The sequence below is a fragment of the Pseudomonas sp. NBRC 111130 genome (assembly GCF_001320485.1).
Taxonomy (GTDB): domain Bacteria; phylum Pseudomonadota; class Gammaproteobacteria; order Pseudomonadales; family Pseudomonadaceae; genus Aquipseudomonas; species Aquipseudomonas vlassakiae.
On the sequence record NZ_BCBG01000024.1, the window covers coordinates 39,862 to 59,200 of the forward strand.

The 19,339-nt window shown below is 63.7% G+C and carries 14 protein-coding genes and 1 pseudogene; 4 read left to right on the forward strand and 11 right to left on the reverse strand.

Annotated features, from left to right (window positions below; all coding sequences use genetic code 11):
• Nucleotides 1-28: 28 nt before the first annotated feature.
• The 4 genes from APH33_RS13190 to APH33_RS13205 all read right to left on the reverse strand — a co-directional run bounded on the left by APH33_RS13190 (nt 29) and on the right by APH33_RS13205 (nt 4,541).
• Nucleotides 29-1,351 (reverse strand): dicarboxylate/amino acid:cation symporter, encoded by a 1,323-nt coding sequence (locus APH33_RS13190; RefSeq protein WP_054885575.1) that lies wholly within the window; start codon nt 1,349-1,351, stop codon nt 29-31.
• Between the two features lie 413 nt (nt 1,352-1,764).
• Nucleotides 1,765-3,111 (reverse strand): ATP-binding protein, encoded by a 1,347-nt coding sequence (locus tag APH33_RS13195; RefSeq protein ID WP_054885576.1) that lies wholly within the window; start codon nt 3,109-3,111, stop codon nt 1,765-1,767.
• On the reverse strand, nt 3,108-3,785 hold the full coding sequence (locus tag APH33_RS13200; RefSeq protein ID WP_054885577.1) for a response regulator: 678 nt from the start codon (nt 3,783-3,785) through the stop codon (nt 3,108-3,110). The genes APH33_RS13195 and APH33_RS13200 overlap by 4 nt, the downstream gene beginning before the upstream one ends.
• A gap of 150 nt (nt 3,786-3,935) precedes the next feature.
• On the reverse strand, nt 3,936-4,541 hold the full coding sequence (locus APH33_RS13205; protein WP_054885578.1) for an outer membrane protein: 606 nt from the start codon (nt 4,539-4,541) through the stop codon (nt 3,936-3,938).
• A 128-nt stretch (nt 4,542-4,669) separates the two neighbouring features.
• Between APH33_RS13205 and APH33_RS13210 the strand changes: the two genes are divergently transcribed.
• Together APH33_RS13210 and APH33_RS13215 are read left to right on the forward strand one after the other, a co-directional pair.
• The gene (locus tag APH33_RS13210) at nt 4,670-5,464 is read left to right on the forward strand and encodes a dienelactone hydrolase family protein (protein WP_054885579.1); all 795 of its coding nucleotides are present in this window, start codon (nt 4,670-4,672) and stop codon (nt 5,462-5,464) included.
• 66 nt (nt 5,465-5,530) lie between these two features.
• Nucleotides 5,531-6,232 (forward strand): 4'-phosphopantetheinyl transferase, encoded by a 702-nt coding sequence (locus APH33_RS13215; RefSeq protein WP_054885580.1) that lies wholly within the window; start codon nt 5,531-5,533, stop codon nt 6,230-6,232.
• Between the two features lie 3 nt (nt 6,233-6,235).
• On the opposite strand, the gene APH33_RS13220 is transcribed toward APH33_RS13215, so the two are convergent.
• Nucleotides 6,236-7,837: an ATP-binding protein gene (locus APH33_RS13220; protein ID WP_054885581.1), complete on the reverse strand. Its 1,602-nt coding sequence runs from the start codon at nt 7,835-7,837 to the stop codon at nt 6,236-6,238.
• Entirely contained in the window at nt 7,834-8,532 is a 699-nt protein-coding gene (locus APH33_RS13225; protein WP_054885582.1) for a response regulator transcription factor, read from the reverse strand. The genes APH33_RS13220 and APH33_RS13225 overlap by 4 nt, the downstream gene beginning before the upstream one ends.
• Nucleotides 8,533-9,194: 662 nt before the next feature.
• On the opposite strand from APH33_RS13225, the gene APH33_RS13230 reads away from it, so the two are divergent.
• Both APH33_RS13230 and APH33_RS13235 read left to right on the forward strand, forming a co-directional pair.
• Nucleotides 9,195-12,074 (forward strand): ribonucleoside-diphosphate reductase subunit alpha, encoded by a 2,880-nt coding sequence (locus APH33_RS13230; RefSeq protein WP_054885583.1) that lies wholly within the window; start codon nt 9,195-9,197, stop codon nt 12,072-12,074.
• A gap of 586 nt (nt 12,075-12,660) precedes the next feature.
• Entirely contained in the window at nt 12,661-13,911 is a 1,251-nt protein-coding gene (locus APH33_RS13235; protein ID WP_054885584.1) for a ribonucleotide-diphosphate reductase subunit beta, read from the forward strand.
• A 255-nt stretch (nt 13,912-14,166) separates the two neighbouring features.
• Here APH33_RS13235 and APH33_RS13240 read toward each other — a convergent pair whose 3' ends face one another.
• The 5 genes and pseudogenes from APH33_RS13240 to APH33_RS13260 all read right to left on the reverse strand — a co-directional run bounded on the left by APH33_RS13240 (nt 14,167) and on the right by APH33_RS13260 (nt 19,189).
• Entirely contained in the window at nt 14,167-14,964 is a 798-nt protein-coding gene (locus APH33_RS13240) for an IclR family transcriptional regulator (protein WP_054885585.1), read from the reverse strand.
• A 60-nt stretch (nt 14,965-15,024) separates the two neighbouring features.
• Nucleotides 15,025-16,335 (reverse strand): annotated as a pseudogene (locus APH33_RS13245) (MFS transporter).
• Between the two features lie 58 nt (nt 16,336-16,393).
• A complete protein-coding gene (gene dgoD, locus APH33_RS13250; RefSeq protein WP_054885586.1) occupies nt 16,394-17,542 on the reverse strand; it encodes a galactonate dehydratase in 1,149 nt (382 codons plus the stop codon).
• Nucleotides 17,543-17,581: 39 nt separating this feature from the next.
• Nucleotides 17,582-18,202, reverse strand: a complete 621-nt coding sequence (locus APH33_RS13255) for a 2-dehydro-3-deoxy-6-phosphogalactonate aldolase (protein ID WP_054885587.1) — start codon at nt 18,200-18,202, stop codon at nt 17,582-17,584.
• 18 nt (nt 18,203-18,220) lie between these two features.
• Entirely contained in the window at nt 18,221-19,189 is a 969-nt protein-coding gene (locus tag APH33_RS13260) for a 2-dehydro-3-deoxygalactonokinase (RefSeq protein ID WP_054885588.1), read from the reverse strand.
• Between the last annotated feature and the right edge of the window lie 150 nt (nt 19,190-19,339).

A 19,339-nucleotide genomic window follows, 5' to 3' on the forward strand; every position in this document is an offset into this window, starting at 1 on the left:
GGTCGCCTTCTTTTTTACCGCCTGAGGATCAGCGTACCGGGGTTTCTGCCACGCCCAGGTCATCGGTAGGTACCGACAACTCCAGCGGTGCGCCACCGGAAGCCAGCTCGGAGGCCAGCTTGTCGTCGTCCATCTCCTTCACCCACTTGGCCACGACCACGGTGGCCACGGCGTTGCCGACCAGGTTGGTCAGTGCGCGGGCTTCGGACATGAAGCGGTCGATACCGAGGATCAGCGCCAGGCCGGCAACCGGCAGGTGGCCGACGGCCGACAGGGTGGCAGCCAGCACGATGAAGCCCGAACCGGTCACGCCGGCAGCACCTTTGGACGCGACCAGCAGCACCAGCAGCAGGGTGATCTGGTGGGTGATGTCCATGTGGGTGTCGGTGGCCTGGGCGATGAACACCGCAGCCATGGTCAGGTAGATCGAGGTACCGTCGAGGTTGAACGAGTAGCCAGTCGGGATCACCAGGCCGACGACCGATTTCTTGGCACCCAGGCGCTCCATCTTGGCCAGCATGCGTGGCAGGGCCGATTCCGAGGAGGATGTGCCCAGCACGATCATCAGCTCTTCACGGATGTAGCGGATCAGCTTGAGGACACTGAAGCCGTGGGCGCGGCAGATACCACCCAGCACCACCAGCACGAACAGCAGGCAGGTGATGTAGAAGCACGCCATCAGGTAGCCCAGCTGCACCAGCGAGCCCACGCCGTACTGGCCGATGGTGAAGGCCATGGCGCCGAAGGCACCGACCGGGGCCAGCTTCATGATCATGTTGATGATGTTGAACATCACGTGGGCGAAGCGGTCGATCAGGTCCAGCACCGGCTTGCCGTAGCTGCCCAGGCGGTGCAGGGCGAAGCCGAAGATCACCGAGAACATCAGCACCTGCAGGATGTCGCCGTTGGCGAAGGCGCCCACTACGGTGCTGGGGATGATGTTGAGCAGGAAGCCGACAGTGGTCTGCTGCGCGCCGGCGGCGGCGTAGGCGGCCACGCTGCTGGCGTTCAGGGTGCTGACGTCGATGTGCATGCCAGCGCCCGGCTGGACCACGTTGACGACCACGAGACCGATGATCAGGGCGATGGTGGAGACGATCTCAAAGTACAGCAGCGCGTAGCCGCCGGTCTTGCCGACCGACTTCATGCTCTGCATGCCGGCGATGCCGCTGACCACGGTACAGAAGATGATGGGCGCGATGACCATCTTGATCAGTTTGACGAAACCATCGCCCAAAGGCTTCAGGGCGACGCCGGTTTCGGGGTAGAAGTGGCCGAGCAGGATGCCGATGGTGATGGCGACCAACACCTGGACATACAGGGATTTGTACAGCGGCTGACGTGTCGTCATGGCTCATTTTTCCTCAAGTGTGCCGGCTTCACCCTTCCCAGGGTGTTCGGGCACCTGAATCGCTAACCCTCCTGCACCTGGAGGGATTTGTCGTTGTGTTCGAGCTGCCTGGGCAGGCCTCTGCCAAGTGAGATAGCAAGGGCGATGCCAAAATGCCCATCTTGGGTGCAGCGCTACTGTTTACGGGCTGTAAACGCCCAACGACGGGGCGATTTTTCTGAGCAATGGTGGCGGATTTCCGCCCGATGGCGGGAAATGTACAGGGTATATGGCGGGAATCCGCCCGAACGGGTAATGCCTGTGCTGGCCCTTTCGCGGCTAAAGCCGCTCCCACAGCAGCAGCAGCAGCCTCAAATGCGGCGCGGTCCCTGTGCGAGCGGCTTCAGCCGCGAAAGGGCCGGCACAGCAACCCATCAATCAAGGTGCAAGGTGATGCAGAAGGCGGCCCCGCCCAGCGCGGATTCATCCAGGGTCAGCCCGGCGCCATAGCTGTCGACGATGTCCTTGACCACCGCCAGACCAATACCCTGCCCCGGGTGCTGCCGGTCCAGCCGTTCACCGCGCTCGAGAATCCTCTTACGCTGGTCGGCCGGCACCCCGGGGCCATCGTCCTCGATGCACAACCTCAGCGTGCCAGGTGCTTCCTGCAGGCTCACCCGCACGTGCCCCAGGCTGAGCCGGTAGGCGTTCTCCAGCAGATTGCCCAGCAGTTCCAGCAAGGCCCCCTGCTCCATCGGCACGTGCGACTGTGCCGGTACATCCAGCTCGACCTCGACGCGCTTGTCGCGATAGACCTTGGCCAAGGTGCTGCACAAGCTCTCCAGCACCGGCCACAACAGCACGTTGTGGCGCACCAGGCCGCTCTTGCGCAGGCTGGCGCGCTGCAGCTGGTAATCGATCTGCTGGCTCATGCGCTCGATCTGGCTCTGCAGCACCCGCGCCTGTTCGCGCTCGCCGGCACGCTGCTGCATGCTCTCGCCCACACCCTGCAACACTGCCAGCGGGGTTTTCAGGCTGTGGGCCAGATCGCCCAATGAATCGCGGTAACGGGTGCGCTGCTCGCGTTCGCTGCTCAGCAAGCGGTTCAGCGAGCGGGTCAGGCGCAGCAGTTCACGTGGGTGCTCGCCACTGAGGCCATCACGTGCGCCAGACTCCACCTCATCAAGCTCGATACTCAACCGGCGCAACGAACGCAACCCCCAGGTCAGGCCGGCCCAGAGCAGCGCCAGCAAGACCAGCAAGGCCGCGCCAAAGCCCAGGTAGAGCTTTTTGCGCAGGCCATCGAGCGTGGCCCTGTATTCACTCACCGGTTGCAGCGCCACGATGCTGTATGCCGCGCTCTGGCCGCCGAGCAGCTTGATCTCGACGTCATAGACGAAGAACTCTTCGCCATCGTCCTGGTGGATGCGGGCAAACTCGTTGCCGCGCCCGTCGTAGCGCGGGCGGTAGTTGATATGCCGGTCGCTGGTGGCACGCGAGCGCCAGACCAGGTTGCCGTCACGGTCGAAGATGTAGCCGAGCAGGCCGGTATAGGGCAGGTTGTAGCGCTCATCCGGGAGCAAGTCGGGCATCTGTAACTGGCCATGCTCGATGCGCGCTGCAGAAATCAGCGTGGTCACGTCCGAAGCCAGGCGCTGCTCGATCGACTCCTGCAGGGCCAGGCTGAAAGCCTTCTGCAAGGCGGGCAACAAGGCCAGCATGAACAGCAGCGCCAGCACCGCGGCCGCCAGCATCAGGCGTACCCGCAGCGAGCGGATCATCGGCAGCGCTCGGTGAACAGGTAACCCAGGCCGCGCACCGTGTCGATTGGCTTGAAACCGTTCTCGCCCTCGAGCTTGCGGCGCAGGCGGCCGACCAGCACCTCGATGACGTTGGGGTCGCGCTCCTCGTCGCCGGGATAGAGTTGCTCCATGAGGCGCTCCTTGGCCACCACCTGCTGGTGATGACGCATGAGGTACTCGAGGATGCGGTACTCATAGGCCGTCAGTGCCAGCGGCTGTTCATCCAGGGTCGCCTGCTTGCGGTTGAGGTCAAGCACCAGGGGGCCGGCGGCGATGGTCGATTGGGTGAACCCGCTGGAACGGCGCAGCAAGGCGTTCAGGCGTGCCTCGAGTTCCTCGAACTGGAACGGCTTGACCAGATAGTCGTCGGCACCGGCAGCCAGGCCTTCGACCTTGTCCTGCCAGTTGCCACGGGCGGTGAGAATAAGGATGGGGAAGGCCTTGCCCTGGCTGCGCAGGCGGCCGATCAGCTCAAGCCCGCTGATGCCCGGCAGGCCAAGGTCGACGATGGCCAGGTCGAAGTGAAAGTGTTCGGCCTGGTAAAGCGCCTCTTCGGCATTGGCCACGGCTTCGACCACATGGCCGCTTTCACCCAGACGTGTATGGAGGTGGTGCCGCAGCAGGGCTTCGTCCTCGACCACCAGCAGTTTCATTCAACGCTCCTCATTAATGTACTGCCTGTAACGGCCCTCTCGCGGGTAAACCCGCTCCCACAGGGACTGCACAGGTAGTGAAAGCTGTGCGATCCCTGTGGGAGCGGGTTCCCTGCGAAGAGGCCGGTACAGGATAACCCGGCTCGCCGGTCAGAACTTGTAGGTTGCAGCCAGATACGTCTGAGCACTGCTGGTCAGACGCAAGGTGCCCTCCTTCGGCCCGCCACTGGCGCCCACTTCGGTAGCAGCATTGGTGCGCAGGTAGCGATACCCCAGCTCCATCGACGCATTGTCGGTGATTTCCTGGATCACACCGGCCTGCAAGCCGACAGCATAGCCGTAGTCGGTATCCCGGCTGGCGCCCGGCGAATCCTGAGTCAGCTTGGTCATGCCCAGGCTGCCACCGCCGAACAGCTTGGTGGTGTCCCCCACCGGCAGCAGCAAGTCATAGCTGCCGAGCAGGTTTTCCTGGCGCAGCTTGTAGCCGCTGTGGTCGCCGGAAACGTTGTCATAGGTCATGTAGTAGCGGGCCTGATCATTGATCTTGCCCAGTCGCACACCCCAGGTATCGTCCTTGCCGATGATGCCGTCGGCGTTCAGGTGGTCGGTGTTGCTCTGCAGCAGGCCGGACTTGCGCACTTTGTCGCTGGTCTGGCCGTAGGTGAGGCTGGCGAAGGTGTCATCGGCGGCCTGGGCAGTGGTCATGCCAGCGGCGCACACGGCCATGGCAGCGAGCAGGGTGTTGAAGGTTTTCATGACTTCTTACTCCAGTTGAATGCGCTGTTGCGGTCTGGAAGCTAGAGTAAGCAGGGTGCCCTGAACCGCGGCTGAACCCTGACTGAACCGCGGCTGAACGATTCGTGTGCAAACAAGGAGTAGTCAACATGCGCGCCCTGCTGGCCCTGATTCTGATGTGCAGCACCGCCCTCGCCCAAGCGGCGGTGCAGACCCGCGAGATTCGTTACCAGGACGCCGACGGCACTGCGCTGATCGGCTACTACGCTTACGACGACGCCGTCAAGGGCGAACGCCCGGGCGTGCTGGTGGTGCACGAGTGGTGGGGGCTGAACGACTACGCCAAACGCCGTGCTCGCGAGCTCGCCGCGCTGGGCTACAGCGCGTTGGCCATCGATATGTATGGCGAAGGCAAGCACACCGAGCACCCGCAGGACGCCCAGGCGTTCATGGCCGAGGCGATGAAGGACCCGTCGGCATCGGCCAAGCGCTTTGACGCCGGCTTGGACCTGCTGAAGAAACAGCCCTATACCGACAGACACAAGCTCGGCGCGGTCGGTTACTGCTTCGGTGGCAAGGTGGTGCTGGATGCCGCGCGCCGGGGCGCACGACTGGATGGCGTGGTGAGCTTCCATGGTGCACTGGCCACCCAGACACCGGTCACCCAGCCTGGTGTGGTACGCGCCTACCTGCTGGTCGAGCACGGGGAGGCTGACAGCATGGTCACCCCGCAGCAGGTGGATGCCTTCAAGAAGGAGATGGACGCGGCGAAGGTCAACTACCAGTTCGTCAGCATCCCGGGGGCCAAGCATGGGTTCACCAACCCGGATGCAGACCGCCTGAGCCATGGCGATCATGGCGGGCCTGACATCGGCTACAACGAGGCGGCAGACAAGCGGTCCTGGGCCGACATGCAGGCGTTCTTCAAGCAAGTGTTCAAGTAAAGCTCGCTGGGGCCGCCGTGCGGCCCCAGCTCCCACGCAAGCCTCGCGGCTGGCACAATACCCGCCATGAACACACTCCCTGCCTGCTGCGCCCCGCTCCAGCACCACTGGCCCCTGCCCCGCCCACTGCCCGGCGCAGTGCTGGTCAGCTGTGCCTTCGACCCGGCCCACCTTGCCGCCGATGACTTCCAGCGCGTCGGCATCGTGCCCAGTCCCAGCCTGCAGCGTTCGGTGGCCAAGCGCCAGGCCGAGTACCTGGCCGGCCGCGTTTGCGCGCGCGCTGCACTGCAGCGCCTGGATGGCCGCGACTACGTGCCCGGCACCCATGAGGACCGCTCGCCGATCTGGCCCACGGGTATCCACGGATCGATCACCCATGGCAAAGGCTGGGCCGCTGCGGTGGTCGCTGCCGAGGGCGCCTGCCGTGGCCTGGGCCTGGACCAGGAAGCGCTGCTGGATGACCAGCGCGCCGAGCGGCTCATGGGCGAGATCCTGACGCCCGCCGAACGCGAACGGCTGGCTCCTGGCCAGCTGGGCCTCACGGTCACCCTGACCTTCTCGCTCAAGGAAAGCCTGTTCAAGGCCCTCTACCCGCTGACCCGGCAGCGCTTCTATTTCGAACATGCCGAAGTGCTGGCGTGGTCCGCCGATGGCCTGGCGCGTTTACGGCTGCTTACTGACCTGTCGCCGCAGTGGCGACACGGCGCCGAAGTCGAAGGCCAGTTCTGCTTGCAGGACGGCCACCTGCTCAGCCTGATCAGCGTCTGAGCCTTACTGCGGAGCCTGTTCACGCGGCCAGCTGAGGCTGAAGCAGGCCCCGCCCAGCGCCTCGCTGCGCCCCACCGTGGCCCGGCCGGCGTGCCAGTAGATGATCCGCCGTACGATCGACAGGCCCAGGCCATGCCCGCCGGAAGCGCGGGTGCGACTGTCATCGAGCCGGGTGAAGGGGGTGAAGATGCGATCCCATACACCCTCGGGGATCCCCGGGCCATCGTCTTCGACATCGATGCGGCAACGCTGCTGGCCCAACTGGTAGCTCAGGCGCACTTCACTGCTGGCGTGGCGCAAGGCATTGCTCACCAGATTCTGCAGCGCACGATGCAGGTAGCGCGGTTCGGCCTCGACCCAGCAGCTGTCGCTGGCCTGGCAGGCCCCGCGCAGCAAACGGACCTTGCTGTTGAGCGGCGCCAGTTCTTCAATCACCCGATCGAGCAAGGCATCCAGTTCGACCCGCTGGAACTTCAGCGCCGGGGCGCCCTGCTCCAGCCGCGCATAGGTGAGCATTTCGTCGACCAGCTGGTCCAGGTCCTGGATATCACCATCCATGCCGGCCAGGTGCTTGGCGCGGGCCTGCTCGGTGGGCGCACTTTCGATCATCTCCAGGCCAAAGCGCAGGCGTGCCACCGGGGTGCGCAGTTCATGCGACACCGCACGCACCAGTTCGCGCTGCATGTTCAGCGAACGTTGCAGGTGCTCGGCCATGCCATTGAATGCCGCAGCCAGGCGCCCCACCGAATCGGCATCACCGGCCGGCACGCGGGTGTCCAGGCTGCCTTGGGCGATACGCGTGGCGGCGATTTCCATGCCTGACACGCGCCGCTCCAGCTGGCGCACCAGCAGGTACACCACCAGGCCGATGAGGCAAAGGCCAAGAAAGGCAATCAGGATCAGCAACTGCGGCGGATAAGGGTTGAGTTGATAGAGCGGACCGATCTCCAGCACCAGCGGCGAACCTGGCAGCCCGGCGAACACACGGATGGAGTCACCATCGCGCCCCAGCGCCATCACCGTATCCCCCTCCTCCACCCGGCGCCGCTGGTCGTCGTCCAGGCCGACCCGCTCGATGCGCTGCAGGGCGACGCCGAAGCCGAAGCCCTTGCTCTGGGTGATGTCCGCCAGGCGCTGCTGCTGCTCGGTCACCGGATAGCGCACCAGCTCATCGGCCAGCAGATAAAGCGTGGCACGCGCCAGCTGCTCGCTGACCTGCTTGACCTGAGCCACCAGCATCAGGTCCTCCTGGCCGACCTTGCGCAGTACCTGGGCGGCGTGTGGCCCGGTCTTTTCCACCATCACCAGGCCACGGTTCAGGCGAGCGCGCTGGCCGCCATCGAGGGTCCGCGCCGACATCGGCTGCAGCGCCAGCGGCACGCCCAGCAAGCGCTCCCACATCAACAGCGAGCGCTTGCGCTCGGTGTCGTTCTGCTGCGCCAGGTTGTCGGCCATCAGGCTGAACGTGCCCTGGGCCAGGCGTTCGCGGTGCTGGGCCGCGCGCACTTCGTTGACCCAGTGCAGGCTGAGCGCGCCGAGCAGCGCCACCAGCACCAGCACCGCGAGCATGCCGCCGTAGATGCGCAGGAAAATCGAGCGGTTCATGGGGCATCGCCGACGAACAGGTAGCCCTTGCTGCGCAGCGTCTTGATCAGCCGCGGGTGGATCGGGTCGTCGCCGATCTTGGGGCGAATCCTGGAAATGCGCACGTCGATGGAACGGTCCTGGCCGTCGTAGCCGACCCCGCGCAAGGCGGTGAAGATCTGTTCACGCGACAGCACCCGCCCGGCGTTGCTGGCCAACAGCCATAGCAGGTCGAATTCAGCGCCGGTGAGGTCGATCTGCTGCGCGCCGAGCCAGGCCTCGCGCAGGCGATTGTCGATGCGCAGCGCACCGAAAGCCAGGTCATGGCGCTTGGACTCTGGGCTTTCACTGCGCCGCAGCAGGGCCTGGATCCGTGCCAGCAGCAAACGCGGACGCACCGGCTTGCACACGTAGTCGTCAGCCCCCAGATCCAGCCCCTGGACCTGATCGAGTTCGTCGCTGCGGGCCGTCAGCATCAGGATCGGGCCGGGGTACTGGCCACGTACGCGACGGCAGATGCTCAGCCCGTCTTCGCCGGGCAGCATCAGGTCGAGGATCACCAGGTCTGGTTGGCTGTCGACGATGCGGCGCGCGGCGCGGGCGCCATCGCCCTCGACGGCAACCTCGTAACCGTTGGCCTGCAGGTATTCGGCGGTGAGTTCGGCCAGGCGCTGGTCGTCTTCGACGATGAGGATGCGATTGCTGGGTTGGTCCATGGCCCCTGCCTTTGGATTATTGTTTTTCTGTCGGTACCGGCCTTTAACCAAAAGGCAACATCACCCCCGGATACTACGTGCCGCCCGCCAGTACTGCCAACCTGCCCGCCGGTAGCCTCGACTGAACCGTTTTTTGTGGTAGGGTGCGCGCCCGAAAAATTGTGGCTGCGGGCAGCAGCCCTGTGAAAAATAGTGCAAACCTCTTGGCACAAGGCCTACAGGGAATACCCACTATTCACTCACAAAGTACGCACAACTTATCCACAGGCGATTGCCTTGCAAAGCCCCCAAGACCGCATTATCTTGTATCCCTATCGCAACGAACCACTAGATGTTGGGGTTGACCTTTCGTCACCAACACCAGTCAGCGCAGAAATTCAAGCGATATTTCTGGCAGAACTTTACGTGGTTTCATCAGCCAAACCGCTCCAGCGGAAGCATTGAGAGCAACAGCCTTCGGGGTCATCCCGTTGAGCATTTGACTTCGGCCAGGGAGCGGCAGGTTATTGCCCCTTATTCCTGATCTGTCCCGAAGTCGGTACGCCCGAGCGGGTGGATGCGCGTGCATGACGCATCCTCGCCAAGGCCATCGAGCAAGTGGACGGAACGGTGGGCGCCCAAAAGGCGCCTGAACACTATAGAAACTGTGGAGACACCCACCCATGCAAACCGACACAACTCGCGAGAACCCGCAGGCTTTGGCGCCGCAGGCCGCCGATTCCAACCAGGATCTGGCCGCCACCGCTCCGGGCCAACTGCGCGTGATCAAGCGCAACGGCACTGTCGTCCCCTACACCGACGACAAGATCACCGTGGCCATCACCAAGGCGTTCCTCGCAGTTGAAGGCGGCACCGCCGCTGCCTCGTCGCGCATCCACGACACCGTCGCGCGCCTGACCGAGCAGGTCACTGCCACGTTCAAGCGTCGCATGCCATCGGGTGGCACCATCCACATCGAAGAAATCCAGGATCAGGTCGAACTGGCCCTGATGCGTGCCGGCGAGCAGAAAGTCGCCCGTGACTACGTGATCTACCGCGACCAGCGCGCCAAGGAGCGTGCCACCCGCGCCCACACCGACGCTGTGGTCGAGCCGCACCCAAGCATCCGCATCACCCTGGCCGACGGCAGCCTGGCGCCGCTGGACATGGCGCGCCTGAACACCATCATCAGCGAAGCCTGCGAAGGCCTGGCCGAAGTCGATGGCGACCTGATCCAGCGCGAAACCCTGAAGAACCTGTACGACGGCGTAGCCATCAAGGACGTCAACACCGCCCTGGTGATGACCGCCCGTACCCTGGTCGAGCGTGAGCCGAACTACTCGTTCGTCACCGCCCGCCTGCTGATGGACACCCTGCGCGCCGAAGGCCTGGGCTTCCTCAACGTTGCCGACAGCGCCACCCACCACGAGATGGCCGACCTGTACGCCAAGGCCCTGCCGGCCTATGTCGCCAAAGGTATCGAGTTCGAGCTGCTGAACCCGGCACTGGCCGACTTCGACCTGGAAAAACTGGGCAAGGCGATCAACCACGAGCGCGACCAGCAGTTCACTTACCTGGGCCTGCAGACCCTGTACGACCGTTACTTCATCCACAAGGATGGCGTGCGCTTCGAGCTGCCTCAGGTGTTCTTCATGCGTGTGGCCATGGGCCTGGCGCTGGAAGAGAAAGACAAAGAAGCCCGTGCGATCGAGTTCTACAACCTGCTCTCGTCGTTCGACTACATGGCGTCGACCCCGACCCTGTTCAACGCCGGTACCCTGCGTCCACAGCTGTCGAGCTGCTACCTGACCACCGTGCCGGACGACCTGTCGGGCATCTACCACGCGATCCATGACAACGCCATGCTGTCGAAATTCGCCGGTGGCCTGGGCAACGACTGGACCCCTGTGCGTGCACTGGGCTCCTACATCAAGGGCACCAACGGCAAATCCCAGGGCGTCGTGCCGTTCCTGAAAGTGGTCAACGACACCGCCGTCGCCGTGAACCAGGGTGGCAAGCGCAAAGGCGCCGTGTGTGCCTACCTGGAAACCTGGCACCTCGATATCGAAGAATTCATCGAGCTGCGCAAGAACACCGGTGATGACCGCCGTCGTACCCACGACATGAACACCGCCAACTGGATCCCTGACCTGTTCATGAAGCGCGTCTTCGATGACGGCAAGTGGACCCTGTTCTCGCCATCGGAAGTGCCTGATCTGCACGACCTGACCGGCAAGGCCTTCGAAGAGCGCTACGAGTACTACGAAGCCCTGACCGAGTACAACAAGATCAAGGTGTTCAAGACCATCCAGGCCAAAGACCTGTGGCGCAAGATGCTGTCGATGCTGTTCGAGACCGGCCACCCGTGGCTGACCTTCAAGGACCCGTGCAACCTGCGTTCGCCGCAGCAGCACGTGGGCGTGGTCCACAGCTCGAACCTGTGCACCGAGATCACCCTGAACACCAACAAGGACGAGATCGCGGTCTGCAACCTGGGCTCGATCAACCTGCCGAACCACATCGTCGACGGCAAGCTGGACACCGCCAAGCTGCAACGCACCGTGAACACCGCCGTGCGCATGCTCGACAACGTGATCGACATCAACTACTACTCGGTGCCGCAAGCGCGTAACTCGAACTTCAAGCACCGCCCGGTCGGCCTCGGCATCATGGGCTTCCAGGACGCGCTGTACCTGCAGCACATCCCGTACGGCTCCGACGCTGCCGTCGAGTTCGCCGACAAGTCGATGGAAGCGGTCAGCTACTATGCGATCCAGGCTTCCTGCGACCTGGCCGACGAACGTGGCGCCTACGAGACGTTCCAGGGTTCGCTGTGGTCCAAGGGCATCCTGCCGCTGGATTCGCAACAGATCCTGATCGAAGCCCGTGGCCAGAAGTACATCGACGTCAACCTGGAAGAGTCGCTGGACTGGGCGCCGGTCCGTGCCCGCGTGCAGAAAGGCATTCGTAACTCGAACATCATGGCCATCGCGCCAACCGCGACCATCGCCAACATCACCGGCGTGTCGCAGTCGATCGAGCCGACCTACCAGAACCTGTACGTGAAATCGAACCTGTCGGGCGAATTCACCGTGATCAACCCGTACCTGGTCCGCGATCTGAAGGCCCGCGGTCTGTGGGACTCGGTGATGATCAACGACCTGAAGTACTACGACGGTTCGGTGCAGCAGATCGAGCGTATCCCGCAAGAGCTGAAGGACTTGTACGCCACCGCGTTCGAAGTCGAGACCAAGTGGATCGTCGACGCCGCCTCCCGTCGCCAGAAGTGGATCGACCAGGCCCAGTCGCTGAACCTGTACATCGCCGGCGCCTCGGGCAAGAAACTGGACGTGACCTACCGCATGGCCTGGTACCGTGGTCTGAAGACCACTTACTACCTCCGTGCCCTGGCCGCGACCAGCACCGAGAAGTCGACCATCAACACCGGCAAGCTCAACGCCGTTTCCAGCGGCGGCGACAGCGCCCCGGTCCAGGCCGCCGGCCCAGCGCCAGTGCCGAAGGCCTGCGCGATCGACGAGCCTGACTGCGAAGCCTGCCAGTAAGGCCTGATGCCGCGCGGGGTGCCCCATGGGTGCCCCTCGCGGCATTTTTGTATCCGCAGAATGGCCCACAGGAATGCTGTCCTTGTGGGAGCGGCCTTGTGTCGCGAAAGGGCTGCGCAGCGGCCCCGGGATCTCTGCTCCAGTGCGAGATTGCCGGGGCCGCTGCGCGGCCCTTTCGCGACACAAGGCCGCTCCCACAAGGGTTTCTGCAACCCATCATCTTGTGATGTAAAAATAAAAACCCACAACATGTAGTGCCTCGCGCCGTTTGCGGCTAAACTCCTTCCCCGGAAAAGACGACACGAGATTCCCTGAACGGACGCGCACAAAACCGGTCGAAAATTTACCCTCGCCCGCAAGACACGCGCCCCGATCGAAAGCGAATTCCGTTATACTGCGCCCCCTCTGAAAAGGGCACCCATTCACGTCCCTGGCCCCTCCCCAAGGCCTGGCCAGGCACGAACCCGATGTAACGAGAGTCAGCCTCTCGAGCTGTCCATTCGCCGTAACGGCCTTGCGTCAGGCATCACATTCTTAAAATCCAACCGGTTGCCCCAGGGCAACCCTCAAGCAGGAGCCAATCACCATGCTGAGCTGGGACGAATTCGACAAGGAAGACGGCGAAGTAGCCGCCAAAGGCAACACCCCTGCGCAGGCCACTGCCGCCGCCACCCTCGACAAGCTCGACAGCGCCGGCGGTGCCGCCGCCCTGGAAGCCCGTGCCGCCACCGCCTCGGACTCCGACGCCGTGAAGCGTGCCAAGGCCGCCCTCGACGCCCTCGACATCGCCGAAGGCCTGGCCGAGCTGGAAGGCTCCTCGGCCCGCGTCGCCGTTGACGAAAAACGTATGATCAACTGCCGCGCCGACCTCAACCAGCTGGTACCGTTCAAGTATGACTGGGCCTGGCAGAAGTACCTCGACGGCTGCGCCAACCACTGGATGCCGCAGGAGGTCAACATGACCGCCGACATCGCCCTGTGGAAGAGCATGGACGGCCTGACCGAAGACGAGCGCCGCATCGTCATGCGCAACCTCGGCTTCTTCTCCACCGCCGACTCCCTGGTTGCCAACAACCTGGCCCTGGCCGTGTACCGCCTGATCACCAACCCGGAGTGCCGCCAGTACATCCTGCGCCAGGCCTTCGAAGAGGCGATCCACACCCATGCCTACCAGTACTGCATCGAATCGCTGGGCATGGATGAAGGCGAGATCTTCAACATGTACCACGAGATCCCGTCGGTCGCGAAGAAAGCCGCCTGGGGCCTGAAGTACACCCGCGCCATCTCCGACCCGGAATTCAACACCGGTACCGTCGAAACCGACAAAGAGCTGCTGCGCAACCTGATCGCCTACTACTGCGTACTGGAAGGCATCTTCTTCTACTGCGGCTTCACCCAGATCCTGTCGATGGGCCGCCGCAACAAGATGACCGGTGTTGCCGAGCAGTTCCAGTACATCCTGCGTGACGAGTCGATGCACCTGAACTTCGGTATCGACGTGATCAACCAGATCAAGATCGAGAACCCACACCTGTGGGACGCGGCGATGAAGGAAGAAGCGACCCAGATGATCCTGCAAGGGACCCAGCTGGAAATCGAATACGCCCGTGACACCATGCCACGCGGCGTGCTGGGCATGAACGCGGCGATGATGGAGGACTACCTCAAGTTCATCGCCAACCGTCGCCTGACCCAGATTGGCCTGAAGGAAGAGTACCCGGGGACTACCAACCCGTTCCCATGGATGAGCGAGATCATGGACTTGAAGAAGGAGAAGAACTTCTTTGAGACTCGCGTGATCGAGTATCAGACTGGTGGGGCGCTGAGCTGGGACTGATCGTCCGGGCTGAATATCGAGAAGGCTGCCGAACGGCAGCCTTTTTTATTGCCTACGAAATCAGAACAGGAAGTGTCCTACAAACTACGGCTGGTGGCTGACCCACGAGGTGGTGACGGTGCTGCGTGATGGGCAGGTGGGATGCGGCCCCTGATGGCTGGGGCGAGCGCCTGGTTGCGCGAGAGCACGGTGACCAGAAGGATGCCATTGGTTCTATTCTGAAGTCGCCAAACCACGACCGTACGGGGAATCTTCCTACACGCGTTGCTTCAGGCCGAGCTCGGCGGACAGCCTAGCCGTCACATCCTTCATGACCGGCACCAGCTCACGCATCTTTTGCTCAGGCATGTACGGCACCGTACTCGCCACACTGATCCCCGCCACGATCCGGCGGCTGGCATCGCGCACCGGCGCCGCCACGCAGCGGATCGACGGTTCGTTGTCCTCCAGGTCGAAGGCATACCCGCCCTCCACATACTCGACCATGCGCTGCTCGAACTGCGCCCAGGTCTGCTCGCTGTGGTGCGGCCAGAACGCGCTCTTGCCACCCGTCGGCAGGCTGGTTTCATACAGGCGCTGCCATTCGGCCGGGGTGTCGTCGAGCATCAGCGCCTTGCCGATGCCGGTGCGGGCAAGCGGCATGCGGTGGCCGACCCGCGAGCGCATCTCCGGGCCGTTGCGCCCCGGGGTCTTGTGCAAGTACAGCACCTCGTCGCCTTCGCGGATCGCCAGGTGGATGGTGTCGCCGGTCAGCGCCGACAGCTCATCCAGATAAGGACCGGCCAGGGTCACCAGGGGCAGCTCTTCGCGGGCCTGAAAGCCCAGTTCGATCAGCTTGGGGCCGAGCAGATAACCAACCTGAGGCACCACGCGCAGGTAGCGTTCGTCCACCAGGCAGCTGACCAGCCGGTGGGTGGTGCTGCGGGTGGTGCCGATGTGTTGGGCGATGTCCTTGAGGTCGCGCGCGCCGGCGGCCACGGCCTGCACCACGGCCAGGCCGCGCAGCAGGGTCTGGGTGCCGGTGGGGGCGGTTTTTGCGGGGTCTTCCAGCATGTGCTGCCTTTATCGATGAGCGAGTGGGCGGGCAACATTATGTTCGCCCGCAGGGCGTGCCTACAACTCGATGCGTTCGACCTTGCCCACCAGCAGGATGTACGACAGCGCGCCGCACAGGGCCAGAACGGCGATGTAGGTGATCGCCGGGGCGAACGAATCGCCGCTGGCGAGGAAGCCGATCACGATCGGGGTGACGATCGCCGACAGGTTGCCGATGAAATTGAACACCCCGCCGGTCAGCCCGAGCAGGCGCGCCGGGGCGAGGGTCGAGACCAGCGACCAGGTGATCGAGGCCAGGCCGTTGCCGAAGAACGCCAGGGCCAGGAAGGCGATCACCAGCGGGGTCGAGTCGACGAAGTTGGCGCCGATGATCGCGGTGGAGATCAGCAGGCCGCTGATGATCGGCAGCTTGCGGGCAAAGCCCACGCTCGACCCGCGGCGAATCAGCCAGTCGGAGAAGAAGCCTGAGCACAGCACGCCGACGAAAGCCGCGAGGAACGGCAGCGATGCCAGCATGCCGGACTTGATGAAGTCCATGCCGCGGTACTTCACCAGGTAGGTCGGGAACTAGGTGAGGAAAAACCACAGCGTCGAGTTCAGGCAGAACTGGCCGAGGTAGATGCCCCACAGCTTGCGCTTGGTCAACACGATGCCGAGGTCGGCCCAGCTGAAACTGGCCTTGGCCTTGGCCTGCTCGTGCTGAATGTCCACCAGCCCACCGCCCTCGCGGATCAGTTCGATCTCGGCTTCGTTGGCGCCCTTGAAATCACGCGGCTCGCGATACACCGCGTACCAGATCACGCCCCAGAGAATACCGACCGCACCAGTGGCAACGAACACCATGTGCCAGCCGAACGCATGCTGCAGCCAGGCCAGCACCGGGGTCAGGAACGCCAGGCCGACAAACTGCCCTGAGGTGTAGAAGCCGATGGCAGTGGCCCGCTCGCGCTCGGGGAACTAGGTGGTGACCACACGGCTGTTGATCGGGTAGGCCGGCGCCTCCAACGCGCCGACCGCCATGCGCAGCACGAACAGCGCGATGAAGCTGGCAGCGAAACCGAGCATCACCGTGGCCAACGACCACAGCACCAGCGCCACGCTGTAGAGAATACGCGGCGGCACCCGGTCGACCAGCCAACCACCAGGGATCTGCGTGGCAGCGTAGGTCCAGCCGAACGCCGAGAAAACCAGGCCGACATGGATCGGGTCAATGCCGAGCTCGCTGGTCAGGGCAGGCGCGGCGATCGACAGGTTGCTGCGGTCCAGGTAGTTGATCACCACTGTGATGAACAGCAGCACCATGATGAAAAAACGCTTGCGGCTGGGCGCCACCAGGGTGGCCTGCCCGGTGAGGGTGTGCGGGAGCATGAGAAGTGCCTCTTGTTATGGTTATTGAGGTCGTTTCAACGCGTTTGCCGAAGCGGTGTCACCACTCGGCGAAACTACCGTCGGCGTGGCGCCACACCGGGTTGCGCCAGCGGTGGCCGACGGCGGCGCGCTCGATCACGTATTCCTCGTTGATCTCGATGCCCAGGCCCGGGCCGTTGGGGATCTTCACCATGCCTTTTTCGTAGTCGAACACACCTGGGTCGCGCACGTAGTCGAGCAGGTCGTTGCTCTCGTTGTAATGGATGCCCAGGCTTTGTTCCTGGATGAAGGCGTTGTAGCAGGCGGCGTCGAGTTGCAGGCAGGCCGCCAGGGCAATCGGGCCCAGTGGGCAGTGCAACGCCAGTGCGACGTCGTAGGCCTCGGCCATGTTGGCGATCTTGCGGGTTTCGGTGATCCCGCCCGCGTGGGAGGCGTCAGGTTGGATGATGTCGACATAGCCTTCGCTGAGCACGCGCTTGAAGTCCCAGCGCGAGAACAGCCGCTCGCCCAGGGCGATCGGCGTGCTGGTCAGCGGCGCCAGCTCTTTCAGCGCTTCGTAGTTTTCGCTGAGCACTGGCTCTTCGATGAACATCAGCTTGTACGGGTCGAGTTCCTTCATCAGCACCTTGGCCATGGGCTTGTGCACGCGGCCATGGAAGTCGACGCCGATGCCGACGTTCGGGCCCACCGCATCGCGCACGGCGGCGACGTTGGCCAGGGCCTGGTCGACCTTGTCGAAGGTGTCCAGAAACTGCAACTCTTCGGTGCCGTTCATCTTCACCGCGGTGAAGCCGCGGGCAACGGCCTCCTTCGCTGCACGGGCGGTGTCGGCTGGGCGGTCGCCGCCGATCCACGAATACACGCGGATCTTGTCGCGCACCTGGCCGCCGAGCAGGTCGCTGACCGACACGCCCAGTGCTTTGCCTTTGATATCCCAGAGGGCCTGGTCGATACCGGCCAGGGCGCTCATGTGGATGGCGCCACCGCGGTAGAAGCCGCCCCGGTAGAGCACGGTCCAGATGTCTTCGATGTTCCGCGGGTCTTTGCCGATGAGGTAGTCGGAAAGCTCTTCGACGGCAGCGGCAACCGTATGGGCGCGCCCCTCGACCACAGGTTCACCCCAGCCGGTGACGCCCTGGTCGGTCTCGACCTTGAGGAAGCACCAGCGTGGCGGAACGATGAAGGTGGTCAGCTTGGTAATTTTCATCTGCTTGTCTCTCTTGTTGGGATGCGGCGCAGGAATGGATCAGTGCAGGGCCTGCCAAGCGGTCACGTAAGCCTTGGCAGAGGCCGCGACCTGTTCAGGCGTCATGCCCGGCTTGTACAAGCCGGAGCCTAGGCCGAAGCCTCTGGCGCCAGCGTCAAAGAACTGCTGCAGGTTGCCTGGCGTGATGCCGCCCACCGGCGCCAGCACGGTGCCGGCGGGCAACACGGCCAGCCAGGCCTTCACCACCGCCGGGCCCATCTGCTCGGCCGGGAACAGCTTGAGTACATCGGCACCTTCGGCCAGGGCGGCGAAAGCCTCGGTCGGCGTGGCGACACCCGGTGCCAGGTACAGGCCCGCCGCCTTGGCAGCCCGTAGCACCTGCGAGTCGCTGTGGGGCATGACGATCAGTTGTCCGCCCGCCTCCTTCACCTGCGCGACCTGCGCCGGCGTCAGCACGGTGCCTGCGCCGATCAGGCAATCGGCGGGTAACGTGTCGCGCAGGATGCGGATGCTCTCGAGGGGCTGTGGGGAATTGAGCGGCACTTCGATGACGCGAAAACCGGCGCCATAGAGGACTTCACCCATCGCCGCGGCTTCATGCGGCTGTATGCCACGCAGGATCGCGATCAGGCCGTTCTGTGCCAGTGCTTGTTCGAGCATGTCGAGCTCCCTTCAGGATCAATGAGTAAGGCCGGCCGCGAGCGCCAGTTGCCAAAGGCCGCGTTCGGTGGCCTGTTCGGCAACGCTCACGTGGCTGAAGCCACACGCCTGCAGGGCACGGCTGTAGCGCATGCAGAGCGGGCCATTGCCGATCAGCAAGATCGCCGGCAAGTGCACGCTGTTGCGTCGCTCGCGTTGCACCTTGGCCAGGGCAGAGAGTTCATGGCCGATCAGCAGGCCGGAGAGGTAATCGGGCTGGGCGCTGGCGCTCAGTTCACCGGTCAAGCCCAGGCTGCGGGCACTGAACACGGTGGACAGCGGGCCGATCTCGCCTTCGGCGGACAGCGATACCTGCACACCGTGGTCGAAAGCCGGTGCATCGAACGCTGCGCCGCGTTGTTGAGTACGACCGAGGATGCTGTGCTCGCTGAGCACGGCAAACACTTCGCCCGTCATGAAGGTGTCGAACTGCATGATGCAGCCGTCGGCCACCTGTACCCATTTCGAATGGCTGCCGGGCAGGCCAATCAGCAGGTCATCCGTGGTCACGCTGGGCAGTGCGCCGAGCACCTGAGTCTCTTCACCACGCATGACATTGGGCAGCCGCGAACGCTGGATCACGCCGGGCACGATATGCACATCGACGCCGCACTGGCTGCGCACCGTTTGCAGGGACGCGCCGAGGCTGGCGACGTTGGCTGGCGTGTCGCGGTAGGCCGCTTCGCGCCAACCCTGGGCGCTGCCGACCATGCCACAGGCAATCACCGGAAGGCCCGGTTGGGCGTCGAGCCAGTCGCCGCAGGCGTCGTCGAAGGCCAGTTCAAAACCGTCGGCACAGGGTTGGCCGTTGATCAGGCGGGGAGCCTTGGGCAGTTGCATGATGCCGCTGGGCAGCGTGCGCACGTCCAGCACCTGGCCGTCGGTGGCGAGTTTGTAAGCACGAAGGGAGGTCGTTCCCCAGTCGAGCGCGATCAATTGCGCCTGCATCGCTTCACCTGTTCTGTTTTTTGGCAGTGAGTGAGCGCGACTATAAACCTGGAGGGACGAAAATTCCAATATGTAGAATTGAATCCCATATATAGGGATTTTCTTGATTCAAGAATTTGTGAGGCCATTCGCAGGCACGCCCGCTCCCAC

Bases quoted from the DNA above. Each gene is read 5' to 3' on its own strand.
- APH33_RS13215 (WP_054885580.1), top strand. From the start codon at position 5,531: ATGAACACACTCCCTGCCTGCTGCGCCCCGCTCCAGCACCACTGGCCC.
- APH33_RS13200 (WP_054885577.1), bottom strand. From the start codon at position 3,785: ATGAAACTGCTGGTGGTCGAGGACGAAGCCCTGCTGCGGCACCACCTC.
- APH33_RS13220 (WP_054885581.1), bottom strand. From the start codon at position 7,837: ATGAACCGCTCGATTTTCCTGCGCATCTACGGCGGCATGCTCGCGGTG.
- APH33_RS13235 (WP_054885584.1), top strand. From the start codon at position 12,661: ATGCTGAGCTGGGACGAATTCGACAAGGAAGACGGCGAAGTAGCCGCC.
- APH33_RS13225 (WP_054885582.1), bottom strand. From the start codon at position 8,532: ATGGACCAACCCAGCAATCGCATCCTCATCGTCGAAGACGACCAGCGC.
- APH33_RS13240 (WP_054885585.1), bottom strand. From the start codon at position 14,964: ATGCTGGAAGACCCCGCAAAAACCGCCCCCACCGGCACCCAGACCCTG.
- APH33_RS13190 (WP_054885575.1), bottom strand. From the start codon at position 1,351: ATGACGACACGTCAGCCGCTGTACAAATCCCTGTATGTCCAGGTGTTG.
- APH33_RS13210 (WP_054885579.1), top strand. From the start codon at position 4,670: ATGCGCGCCCTGCTGGCCCTGATTCTGATGTGCAGCACCGCCCTCGCC.
- APH33_RS13260 (WP_054885588.1), bottom strand. From the start codon at position 19,189: ATGCAGGCGCAATTGATCGCGCTCGACTGGGGAACGACCTCCCTTCGT.
- APH33_RS13205 (WP_054885578.1), bottom strand. From the start codon at position 4,541: ATGAAAACCTTCAACACCCTGCTCGCTGCCATGGCCGTGTGCGCCGCT.
- APH33_RS13230 (WP_054885583.1), top strand. From the start codon at position 9,195: ATGCAAACCGACACAACTCGCGAGAACCCGCAGGCTTTGGCGCCGCAG.
- APH33_RS13255 (WP_054885587.1), bottom strand. From the start codon at position 18,202: ATGCTCGAACAAGCACTGGCACAGAACGGCCTGATCGCGATCCTGCGT.
- APH33_RS13195 (WP_054885576.1), bottom strand. From the start codon at position 3,111: ATGATCCGCTCGCTGCGGGTACGCCTGATGCTGGCGGCCGCGGTGCTG.
- dgoD (WP_054885586.1), bottom strand. From the start codon at position 17,542: ATGAAAATTACCAAGCTGACCACCTTCATCGTTCCGCCACGCTGGTGC.